Below are 8,130 nucleotides of genomic sequence, written 5' to 3' on the forward strand. Positions count from 1 at the left end.
GTCTTCGCCATGTTCAGACCCACCAGTGTCAACAACGCTCGTGATCAATACATCTAGGACCGCTGGATGGCTGGAAGCTGTCCTCCTCACGCATGTTGGGGTGATCCGACCCTTCAGGGTCGGTGACCATGTTCGCCAACGTCCTCCCCTCGCATGTTGGGGTGATCCTTCTTCCCGGCCGGAACGTGCTTGTCATAGCCGAGATGGTCGGTGATCTCACCCTCCAGGGCGGACTCCAACAGGCGCTTGGTCAGCTGCTGGAGCAGACCGCCCTCGCCGGTCAGCTGCAGGCCCTCCGCCTGGGCCCGGCTCACCAGCTCGTCGATCAGCTGGTCGTCCACGGCCTTCGCCGACACAGCCCCTGCCGACTTGACAGCCTCGCGCTCGGCCACGTTCTGGAAGCACGCCACGAGCCTGTACCGCGGCGACCGGCGCATCTGGAAGAAGCAGCGCCACGCCGACACCGTCGACGGCACGGTCGTCGGCTTCACCGGGCCGCACAGCCATCCGCAGCGCCTGGCCGTACGGCTCCCCGGCGGGCGCGTGGCTTTGTCTCAGCGGCTGACAACCCTGCTCTCCACCCAGGTCGGTGTGCGCCTGACCGGTTGGACCGCAGCCGGGCGTGGTGTGACCGGGGCGGGTGAGGCTTACAGGGCGCTCGACGCGGACGGCCCGATCGTGGAGGTCCTCGCGGGCAGCACCCGGCGCGCGTGCTCACGGTGACGCGGATGCGGTGAGTCGGGGGCGGCCCCCCAGTCAGGTAGGCGGGGCGCCCCCGAACGGGCACGGCTGCCGGGGGGACGGAACTAGGCGTGCCTACCGGTTCAACGAAGCAGGCACCTCGAGGGTCACCGTTTGGGATCGGCCTGTCGGGCGGCTTGCCGCGCGGCGTCCATGGCCTTGACGAAGTCCTTGTCGCGGCGGCGTCGCTGGTAGATCGCCGCGCTACTCATGCCGATAGCTGCGGCGGCCGCGATGACGGTAGCGTGGGGCTTACTCAGCTCCTTGAGGAAGCGAGCCACCCGCTGCGGAGTCAGCCGGCGGTAGGGGGCCGAGGCGGCGCTGACCGGCCCCCAGCGGGTCAGAACGAGCCGGGTTCGATGATCTCCTCACCCTCGTCATGAGGGGGCTCGAACCGTGTGCCCGTGTCGAGAGCGACGGTCGTGGTGTGGTGACGCAGGCCAGTGCCGTGCTATCCGGCGCTGCGGTGTCGGCGATGATGCGCACGCCCCGTTTCAGTACCGGGGTCCGGCTGGTCAGGCACCGATCCAGTACCTCAACGAGAGCTGGCAGGCCGCTGACCCCGCACAGCACCGGCACCGGCAGGTGCGTTTCGACCACGTCCTCGCAGCGCCAGAAGGGCATCGAGCAGGAAGATGGCATGCGAGCGCGACCCCGGTTCGTGATCGATTGGTCGCAGCAACCTTGATCATCAGATGTCGCTCATTCGTTACTGGCCCGCCTTCCCGGGTGAGCCGACGCCGCCGTAGGTCTCTCGCCGGTCGCCGATGAGTTTCACGGTCATAGGAGGTCGATACGGGTGACAGCCAACAAGCACAACGGAGGCCCGCGATGGGCAAAGTGTTCACTCACATGACGATGTCGCTGGATGGGTTCGTTGCGGATCCGAATGACCACGTCGGGGAACTGTTCGACTGGTATGAGGCGGGGGAGGTGACCGTGCCGAACCCGAACGAGACCGTTTCGTTTCAGGTCGACGACGCCAGTGCGCAGGCGCTACAAGAGTTGACCGGCAACTGCGGTGCACTCGTCGCCGGCCGGCGCCTGTTCGACATCGCCCATGGATGGGGTGACAAACATCCGGCAGGCGCCCCTGTCGTCGTGGTCACTCATCGCGCGCCTGAGGACGCCGCCACGAAGTGGTCCACGACGACGTTCGTCGATGGAGTCGAAGCCGCGGTCACCCGGGCCAGACAGATCGCCGGCGATCAGGACGTCACTATCGCAAGCGCGACGATCAGCCAGCAGGCGCTCGATCTCGGTCTGGTGGATGAGGTATGTGTCAGCCTCGTGCCGGTGCTGTTCGGCGAGGGGATCTCCTACTTCACGAAGCTGGCGCGGGGCCACCAACTCCTCGACGACCCGATCGTCGTCCAGGGACGCCGTGCCCTTCACCTGCGGTACCCGGTGCGACGTTAGCCTCGCGCCGTCGCGAGTGGGGCCGTCCGAGGGGTGATCACATAGTCGAGGAGTGCGTCCGACCTGGGGCGATGGGAATTGTCTGGGATGCTGGTCGTCGTCAAGGGAGCCGCACTCCTCGAGTGAAGAAGCGTAACGGAACGTATCCGCTTGTTCGGGTCGAGGGTGACGGTCGCGGGGCGATCTCGCACTCCGGTGCCGTGCTGCTGGTCGAGACCGCCTGGAAGGCAGGGCTGGACGCGGCAGTGTCGGCGGCTCTAGCGCCGTGGCGCAAAGCGCGGGCGGCCCATGATCCGGGCAAGCTCCTGATGGATGTGGCGCTCGCCGTGGCCCTGGGCGGGGATTGCCTGGCCGACGTCGGCATGGTGCGGGCCGAGCCCGCGGTGTTCGGGCCGGTGGCCTCCGACCCGACCATCTCCCGCCTGATCGACACATTGGCCGCGGCCGGGGCCCCCGGCTCTCACCTCGATCCGGCGGGCACGAGCCGAAGTCCGCGAGCGCGTATGGCGGTTGGCCGGCGAGGCGGCGTCGGACGCGGGTGGCGAGGTGATCGTGGACATCGACGGTGTCAACCTCAAGGTCGCTGGCGACCTGTCCATCGGCAAGGTCCACGCGTAGGCCACGGACATGAACTCCGCTGACTCCTCGCAGTGGTTCGTCCGCCAGGACAGCATCACCCTGGTCCACGGCGGCAACACCACGGGCGCCACCGCGAAGTACTTCCCGGTGAGCCGGTGGGGTCGAGTTTCTCGGTCTCCTCGCGGACCAGCTCCGTGACGCCGTCAACCAGGACCGCAGGGAGCCACACGGTGCGCTGCTCGGTGTCGTACGGGATGCCGATGCTCACCCACACCTCGCGCGGCTGCCCGGGGTGCTGAACCTGGTCGGGGGTGGCGACCTTGGGGATGTCGAGGCGGTGAGGACATCGGCGCGCAAGCTCGTGGTCGAGCAGTTGGGGTTGTCGGCGCAGTGTATGAACACGGCGCTGACCTGGACGAGCCGGCTGCCCGCCATCGCTGGTCGCGGGCCGGTCGTCCTGGTCGTGTCGTCAGGCGGGGGCGCTGACGGGTGCTCACGGGCACGAGCAGGGGCCTCTGATACTCCTCGACACGCCCCTGCCTTGTTCGCGAGCCGACGTCGCCGCTGTCACAGGTCCTGATTTCGCAGGGGCTACCGGGCTTGGGGGTACGGTTGGGAACTGTCGGAGGGGACCAGGGTCAGGCGTACGCCTATGCAGCAGACGGCGAGCAGAGCGAGCACGAGCGGGCTCGGCGCGACCGCCCGCCCCAGTGCCCAGGTGCAAAGCCGTACCAAGAAGGGCACGACGAGCGAGGCACTGGTGGTAAACAGCGGACCTCGCAGGCGTAGCAGTTCGTGTTGGATGATGTAGGTGGGGACGTAGATCCCGCAGCCCAGGAGCAGCAGCACGCCCCATGCTGATGCGGATACCTGGGGGAGCGAGCCGAGGCTGAACGCGGGGACGAGGAGCATGGCCGTCCCGGCGCCGAACACTGCTGGGAGTGCGACGATGGACGAGCTGTCGCCGACGAGCCGGTTGTAGTAGTGGGCGTACAGCGCCATGCAGCCGACTGAGGCGAGGGCGAGAAGTATCCCGAGAACGATGCGGTCCGTGGTGGTGTGGCCGCGGGTGCCCAGTCCGCCCTGGCTGTCGAGGGCTCCGTAGGCAAGTGCTCCGCCCACGGCCAGTGTCGTGCCGACGAGCGCGGTTCGGCCTGGCCACTGCCGGAAGAGGGCTCCTCCCAGCAGGAAGACGGCGCATGGCAGGAGCGAGAGGATGACATTGGTGGTGGCCGTGCCGACCAGCGCGATGGCGAGGACAGAGGCCGTAGAGTATCCGAACACGCCGAGTGCGCCCAGCACCGTCGCCGCCCCGGGCCGCTCGCGCAGCACGTCCAAGCTCGAACGTCGGGTCGCAGGTCGTGCAGCCGCGAGCGCTGCCAAGCCGATGAAACTGGTCCCGGCGCGGCCTGCGGCAATGGCGAACGGATCTGCCTTGGCGACCAGCACCCCGGTCAACAGCCAGGTTCCTGTGAGCAACAGCACCAGCACTGTGGCGAGCCCTAGGCTCCTGGCAGCGCTCCCTGGCTTTCGTGGAGGCTAGGGCCGGGCCGGCGTTGTTCCGCTTCCTGCTCGCTGCATCAGGCGCGTCCTTCGTCGTGGTGATGGGCCCGGCAGCAGCGAGTCCTGGGGGCAGGAGGCCTAGGGATCGCAGCGCGAGCCACATGTCCGGGGGAATGGGATGGCGGATCATGGGCCTTGACCCCTGATCCTGAACACGGGTTATGCGGCTTCGGCCAGCGTAGTTGATGTTGTTTGGAGTGCTCGCTCATAGGCGATCGGGCTGCGGTGGCCGAGGCGGGAGTGGCGTCGGACTGTGTTGTAGCGGTGCAGCCAGCGGAAGAGGTCCAGGTGGGCCTCGCGCTTGGTGTCCCGGGCCCGGCGGCCCTGGAGGGTCTCCCGTTTGCAGGTCGCGTTGAACGACTCGGCGAGTGCGTTGTCCGCGCTGGAGCCGATCGCGCTCATGGACTGGGTGACGCCCGCTTCGCGGCAGGCGGCGGCGAAGGCACGGCTGCAGTACTGGGCCCCGTGATCGCTGTGGAAAACGGCGCCGGCGAGGCTGCCGCGGGTCCGTTCGGCCGCATGCAGGGCGTCGATGACGAGGTCGGCCCGCATGTGATCGGCGACCGCCCACCCCGCCAGGCGCCGCGAGGCCAGGTCGATCACGGTCGCAAGATAGCGGAACTTCCCGCCGGACAGGGGAAGGTAGGTGATGTCGCCGACGTACTTGGTATTCGCTTGGGCCGCGGTGAAGTCGCGGCCGATCAGGTCCGGGACCTTCGCCGCGGCCGGGTCGGGGACGGTGGTGCGGTGCCTGCGGCGCAGGCGGGGCCCGGCCGGCCCGATCGTCCTCATGACCCGGGCGACGCGCTTGTGATTCACCACCTCGCCGTTTTCCCGGAGCTCGGCGGTGATCCTGGGAACGCCGTAGGTGCCGTCCGAGGCACGATGAACCACGCGTATCCGGTCAGCGAGCTTCGCGTCGGCGGCCTGGCGGGCCGCCCTCACGGCCGCTGTCTTGCGCCAGTAGTAGAAGCTCGTTCGGGCGATGCCGAGGACGGTGCACAGCCGCTTCACGCCGTAGCGGCGCTGGTGGTCGGCGACGAACTGGAAGCGGTTCACCAGCGCGTCTCCCCGGCGAAATACTTCGCGGCCTTCCGCAGGATCTCGCGTTCTTCCTCCAGCTGCCGGACCTTCCGGCGCAGGGCGGCGTTCTCCGCCTCCAGAGGCGTGGGTGGCTCGGCGGGTGACTCCGCGCGGCGTCCCCGTGGCCGGCTCGCGCCGGCCGCCCGGACCCAGTTCCGCAGGGTTTCGAGGTTGATGCCCAGATCGGCAGCGACCTGCCGGATCGTCGCCTCGGGGCGCGACTGGTACAGCGCGACCGCGTCCGCCTTGAACTCCGGCGGATAGTGCTCCATGACCACGAGATGTCCGTTCTCAGATCCTCAGGATCCAGTGTCTCGTGTGTCCAAGATCAGGGGTCAAGGCCCACGTGCCCGTCGGTCTCGGCCCAACGGTCGGCCAGGTAAGGCTTGAACGGGTCGAGCTTGCTGGGGAGTTGCCGACTGCGGCCCTTGACCATGTCCTGCCAGCGGGCGGCACGGGCGTACCGCTGGACGGTGTGCCGTCCCCAGCCCAAGTGGTGGGCGATGCCCCGCAGGCTCATGCCTTGGGCGAGGAGGTCGTGGACGAGGGTGTGGTGGGCGCGGGCCCGCTCGGCGAACTTACCGGTCGGGTCATCCGTTTCGGCCTCCTGGCCGGGTGCCGCCTCGGCGGGTGTCTCCCATGCGGGCTCGGGTTCTGGGCTTGGCGGCGGTAGGTCGCGCAGGCAGGAGCGGTGGTCGGCGACGGCTTTCTCGACCGCGGTGGCGATGTTCTGCCAGAGGTGGAACCGGTCGGCGACCTGCAGGGCCTGCGGTGCGGCGGTGTCGGCGGCCTCGGCGTAGGCGCTGGCGCGGTCGCGGCAGATGACCTCGATTCCGGGGTGGGCTGCGAGCCACGGGGCGAGGGTGGCGGCGTCGCGTTCGGGCAGCAGCTCGAGGACCTGATGGGTCTCGGCGTCGATCACGACCGTTCCGTAGACGTGGCCACGCCGGAGCGCGAAGTCGTCCACGCCGACGGCGCGGGGCTGCGTCGCTATCGGGTCCGGCAGGTCCATCACCCGTCGCAGCAGCGTGGTGCGGCTGGTCGCGATGCCCATGACCTGGGCGAGACGGGCACCGGCCCGGCCCGCCCGGGCCAGCCCGATCGCACTCATCGCCTGGCGCAGCCGCTCTGTGACCCGGCCGTGGCGGCGGGTCAGTCCCGGCGCCTGCTCCACGAATGTCCGTCGGTCGCAGGCCGAGGCCGTGCAGAAGAACCGCCGGACCCGCAACGCGAGCTGTGCTCGTCGCCCGGCAGCGGGCAGATCTGCCGGAAATCGCAGGTAGGAGCTGTGGACCCGTTCCGTCCAGTGGGCGCAGTCAGGCTCCCCCGGCGGGCGTGCACCGGGCCTCGACTCGTATCGCCTCGCCGTGCGCATCTACGGCCACGACGGCGATGCCGGGGACCGACGGGAACAACAGCTCCTGGAGCCAGGACAACACCTCGTTCACAGCCACCGAATGTCGGCCGCGTCACCCGCACAAGGAACGATTTCAGGGCGACTTCCGTACCCACCACAAGAAGATCAACAACTACAACGCGTAACCGGCTCACGGAACTTGTGCCAGACCCCTACGGAACCTGTCACAAACGGAGGCGCTGATCAGGGGGCACGGTGCCCTGACCGGTGCCCCGTGGTATCCGGCGCGGGCCGGTGACCGCCTGGTGGTCACCTACGAGGCCACCGACCGCGTCCCGCGCTGGACGGAGACGTACGAGGTCAAGGACGGCGCCGACGGCCGGGCGCTGCGCCTCGTCGACCACACCGCCCCGGACGCCACCTTGGCCGGATGGTTCGCCGGCCCGCCCGACCTGTACGGGGGTGACCCGTTCGAGACGCCCTGGATGGAGGCCGGCCCCGACCGCCTCGCCATCCTCCGCGACGGCCGGGTCGTCCACCAGGGCCGCCACGCCCTGGCCCGCCCGGGCGCCGCCGACCCGCGCGTGACCATGGCGGCGGGAGCGGACGGCACCATGGGGCTGGCCGTGGTCCAGGAGCGCGAGTGCACCCCGGCGGAAGCCGATGACCTGCTCGCCAAGGTCGTGTCCCGGGCACAGGAGATCGTCCGGGACCACCCGCGCCCGTAGCCCCGCAGGGCCGCGGCCGCTGACGCACCGAAAGGGGCACGACCTGGGCCTCGGACGAGTAGTCGCCGGGGCCGGCCACCACGTGACCGGCCCCCATTGCAGCCCCGGGCCGCTACAGCGCATCCCTAGCGCGTGGCGTGGTCAGGCGCACCGCCACTGCCCTGATACGCGCACCTCGCGGCCGCCGCCGGAAGGTCTGTCACTCAAGACCACCTGGACCGTGCCCGTGTGCATGTCGTCGTTGATGTGCAGTGTGTTCGTGCCACCGCCTGCTGATGACGATTCTTGAAAACCGGCCAGGACTGCTCCTCGCATCAGTTGCTTCACTGTTCAGCAAATCCTCGGCCGTTCCCTGGAGGTTCCGGGGTGGGGTAAATAACGGTTGCCTCTTCAGTTGCTGAACACGCGGCAGGGGTGATCAGCGTTTGATGCGCCCGCGTACGGCAAGGGCCGCCAGGGCGAGGAGGGTGGGTTCGAGGAGGCGAGAGGTCATTTCGATGTAGGTGCCGCTCGTGGTCAGCTCCTGTCCGCTGGAACGGAACACCACTGAGTTGAGCGTGACGTTTAGGGCACGTATCGAGTCGTGATCAATCTGCGGGATGTGCCTTCGTGGCACGGTCTGGTCCGGTAGACCGTCGTACGTGACACGAGTGCAACTGA

7 protein-coding genes and 3 pseudogenes are annotated in these 8,130 nt (G+C 68.8%); 5 read left to right on the plus strand and 5 right to left on the minus strand.

Annotation, left to right across the window (positions count from 1 at the left end; translation table 11 throughout):
* Nucleotides 1–146 precede the first annotated feature (146 nt).
* Nucleotides 147–437 (minus strand): annotated as a pseudogene (locus tag ACFC02_RS30455) (hypothetical protein); the annotation flags it as partial.
* Here ACFC02_RS30455 and ACFC02_RS30460 point away from each other — a divergent pair.
* The 3 genes and pseudogenes from ACFC02_RS30460 to ACFC02_RS30470 form a co-directional block, all read left to right on the plus strand.
* On the plus strand, nucleotides 370–723 hold the full coding sequence (locus ACFC02_RS30460; protein ID WP_376364210.1) for a hypothetical protein: 354 nt from the start codon (nucleotides 370–372) through the stop codon (nucleotides 721–723). The pseudogene ACFC02_RS30455 and the gene ACFC02_RS30460 sit on opposite strands and share 68 nt — an antisense overlap.
* An 849-nt stretch (nucleotides 724–1,572) precedes the next feature.
* Nucleotides 1,573–2,160, plus strand: a complete 588-nt coding sequence (locus ACFC02_RS30465; RefSeq protein WP_376364190.1) for a dihydrofolate reductase family protein — start codon at nucleotides 1,573–1,575, stop codon at nucleotides 2,158–2,160.
* Nucleotides 2,161–2,282: 122 nt separating this feature from the next.
* Nucleotides 2,283–2,730: pseudogene (locus ACFC02_RS30470) on the plus strand (transposase); the annotation flags it as partial.
* Nucleotides 2,731–3,330: 600 nt separating this feature from the next.
* Here the strand turns inward: ACFC02_RS30470 and ACFC02_RS30475 are convergent.
* The 3 genes from ACFC02_RS30475 to ACFC02_RS30485 form a co-directional block, all read right to left on the minus strand.
* Nucleotides 3,331–4,230, minus strand: coding sequence for a DMT family transporter (locus tag ACFC02_RS30475; RefSeq protein WP_376364193.1), 900 nt, complete (start codon nucleotides 4,228–4,230; stop codon nucleotides 3,331–3,333).
* A gap of 231 nt (nucleotides 4,231–4,461) precedes the next feature.
* Nucleotides 4,462–5,663, minus strand: a protein-coding gene (locus tag ACFC02_RS30480; protein ID WP_376364196.1) for an IS3 family transposase whose coding sequence is annotated in 2 segments (ribosomal slippage) — nucleotides 4,462–5,372 and nucleotides 5,372–5,663 — 1,203 coding nt in all. Because the reading frame shifts where the segments join, the coding sequence is not laid out codon by codon here.
* 50 nt (nucleotides 5,664–5,713) lie between these two features.
* Nucleotides 5,714–6,760, minus strand: a complete 1,047-nt coding sequence (locus ACFC02_RS30485; protein ID WP_376364199.1) for an ISL3 family transposase — start codon at nucleotides 6,758–6,760, stop codon at nucleotides 5,714–5,716.
* A 17-nt stretch (nucleotides 6,761–6,777) separates the two neighbouring features.
* On the opposite strand from ACFC02_RS30485, the gene ACFC02_RS30490 reads away from it, so the two are divergent.
* Together ACFC02_RS30490 and ACFC02_RS30495 are read left to right on the plus strand one after the other, a co-directional pair.
* A complete protein-coding gene (locus tag ACFC02_RS30490) occupies nucleotides 6,778–6,927 on the plus strand; it encodes a hypothetical protein (protein WP_376364201.1) in 150 nt (49 codons plus the stop codon).
* Nucleotides 6,928–7,047: 120 nt separating this feature from the next.
* Nucleotides 7,048–7,470 (plus strand): hypothetical protein, encoded by a 423-nt coding sequence (locus tag ACFC02_RS30495; RefSeq protein ID WP_376364204.1) that lies wholly within the window; start codon nucleotides 7,048–7,050, stop codon nucleotides 7,468–7,470.
* A gap of 418 nt (nucleotides 7,471–7,888) precedes the next feature.
* Here the strand turns inward: ACFC02_RS30495 and ACFC02_RS30500 are convergent.
* A pseudogene (locus tag ACFC02_RS30500) lies at nucleotides 7,889–8,130 on the minus strand (hypothetical protein); the annotation flags it as partial.

Origin of the sequence: Streptomyces sp. NPDC056160, assembly GCF_042268205.1 — a bacterium.
Lineage (GTDB): Bacteria > Actinomycetota > Actinomycetes > Streptomycetales > Streptomycetaceae > Streptomyces.